Source organism: Abditibacteriota bacterium, from assembly GCA_017552965.1.
Taxonomy (GTDB): domain Bacteria; phylum Armatimonadota; class UBA5829; order UBA5829; family UBA5829; genus RGIG7931.
Map to the genome: position 1 here is coordinate 1 of JAFZNQ010000068.1, position 2,315 is coordinate 2,315.

The window sequence follows — 2,315 nt, forward strand, 5'->3', positions numbered from 1 at the left end:
GGGAGTGGAGGGATGCACCACGTGGGGCTTCAGCACCGTGAAGGGGATGCCATACTGATGGAACACGTCCTCGATGGAAAACTTGCCGCAGTAGGAGTCCCTGCGGTGCTCAAAATCCATCTTGCCTATCTCATCGGGATAGGCCTGGATAAATATGGGCTTGGTGTTGTCCAGCACTGCCTGCACCGCGCCGTTTTCGTCGGAAAAGTTGGGCAGGCTCATGATGATGCCGTCATAGTCCTGCTCCTTGAGCCAGGCAGCCCAGGCGCGGCCTTCTTCCCGGGTCTCCACAGCCCCGTAGCGGGTCAGGTCTTCGGGAGCGATGACGTAGTCATAGCCGGCGTCGGTGACGGCCTGGGCCACTTCTTCTCTGGCAGAAGCTATCAGGCTCTCGGGGAAAAAGCCCCTGTTGCCGAAATACAGGGCAAAGGTTTGTTTTTTCATGATCATTCCTCTTAGTGTGTATTATACTTTCAGCCACATGTCATAATAGGCAGTGACCATTTCCTTTATTCTCCGGGCCATCACGCCGCTGCGGAAGGCCATGGTGAAGCAGTTGATGTTTATCCTGTCGCCGGTGTCCAGGCACTTTTCGGTGAGCCAGCCCTTGTCTATCAGCTCCCTGACCTTGTCCGGACCCGCAGCCCTCACTGCGTTGGTGACCAGAGCCTCAAACACGTCGGGAGACGAATCCCGCTCCAGGGCGGTCCACACGTTCACCTTGCAGATGCCGTCCGAGAACAGGTCGCTGATCTGATCGTTGGAGACGGACGAAGCTCCGTGGAGCACCGTTTTACAGCCTATGGCAGCCTTGATCTCCCGGGCGCGGTCGCCTCTGTAAAAGAGATCCTTGCCGGAAGCCCTGTGCTCGGTGCCCAGATTGGCCACCATCATATCCACCCCGGTCTCCTGCATATACCTGACGGCGTTTTCCACGGTGGTGATATCGTTTGTCACAGACTCCGTGGCCTCCACTATCTCGTCGCAGGCGCCCTCGATGAATATCTCGTCTCCCTTGGCCCTGACAAAGGCGGCGGTCTTCTCTATATTCTCGTCAAAAGGCAGGGTGGAAGCGTCATACATTATGGACGAATAGCGGGAAAGGTCGCTCTCCGTGAGAGCCTTGTCCAGATCGTGCTGGATGTGGTCCAGATGCACCAGCACCTGCAGATCCTCATAAGGGGCGCCCTTCTCCGTCAGGGCCGCAATGTCGGCGTAAAAGAGCTCCAGCCCCGCATCTACCGACCGGGTCTGAGTATAATAGCTGGCCTGGGACCTGTGGTCGTAGGCGCAGGTGATGGCTATGCTCACGGGCATCTGCCTGACGCCGTGTTTGCGGGCAAACTCCGCAGCAGCCTCCATAATGGCCTCGGTGGTGACCAGGTTTTCGGAGCAAAAACAGGGTATGAGCCAGCCCCGCTCTGCCGCCGCAGCATATACAGCCTTTACCTGAGACAATTCGGATATTATCATACATCAATTCCTTTCATGCAGTATCGTCACTTTCATTATATCCTATTTCGCCCCGCAAGACAACTTTTTCCGGGCGTCTTTTTGCGATGTTTTGCCCCCGCGCCTTCCCGGCGGCGGGAAATGTGTCCGCCCTGCGCGTCATCCCGCCCAAAACGGCATATGTCAAACGCCATCGGCGTTTGGCCGTTTTGGGTCAGGGATCTATGGAGGGTCCGCCGGCCCGTTCCTTACTCCCGCTTGCGGGAGCGGGCCGGTGGAAGGGGCCATAGCAGGGCGTAAATAAACATCGTTTCCGGCGCTGTCAGGGGCACCGACGGCAGAAGCCGTTGCGGGGCCACGCGGCGGAGAACATGTCAGCACGCCTCGCTTGTCATCCCGGCGGCGGGACCTTTTTTGCCTCCTTGCGCAGCATTATTCTCCCAAAACCTCTCCCGTCTCCCGTGTCTGTGCTATAATATAAAAGAAATCACGCAAAACGAGGTAACGATGCAGTATATCATTTCCCTTATCATGGTTTTATTACTGGCGGCGTCCGCCTTTGCCGCCGACACCGTATCTGCCAGCCTGAACGGGCTGGAGCTGGAGATAGAAAAAGGCACCGGCTCCATAGTATCCCTGTCGGTGCCGGGCCAGGGCAAAATACTGGACGCCCGCAGCGAAGCGGCCTCCATTCTCGACCTGGCCTATCCCATCCCCGAGTTTGAGCCTCTGCGGCTGGCCAGCCGCTATTCCAAAGACGCCGAGATCAGGGTGACAGACAAAGAGGTCACCATACACTGGGAACGCTTGGGCGCCTCCCGGGACTATCTGCAGCCGGAGGGCAGCGTCAGGGCTACGGTGAC

At 57.7% G+C, this 2,315-nt stretch carries 3 protein-coding genes; 1 reads left to right on the forward strand and 2 read right to left on the reverse strand.

Going from position 1 to position 2,315, the window contains the following annotated elements; translation table 11 throughout:
* On the reverse strand, positions 1-444 hold a 444-nt coding region (locus IK083_06330), incomplete at its 3' end, for a hypothetical protein (GenBank protein ID MBR4749168.1).
* A gap of 21 nt (positions 445-465) precedes the next feature.
* Positions 466-1,473: a class II fructose-bisphosphate aldolase gene (locus IK083_06335; GenBank protein MBR4749169.1), complete on the reverse strand. Its 1,008-nt coding sequence runs from the start codon at positions 1,471-1,473 to the stop codon at positions 466-468.
* Between the two features lie 510 nt (positions 1,474-1,983).
* Between IK083_06335 and IK083_06340 the strand changes: the two genes are divergently transcribed.
* The coding region (locus IK083_06340; protein ID MBR4749170.1) for a hypothetical protein at positions 1,984-2,315 on the forward strand (332 nt) is incomplete at its 3' end.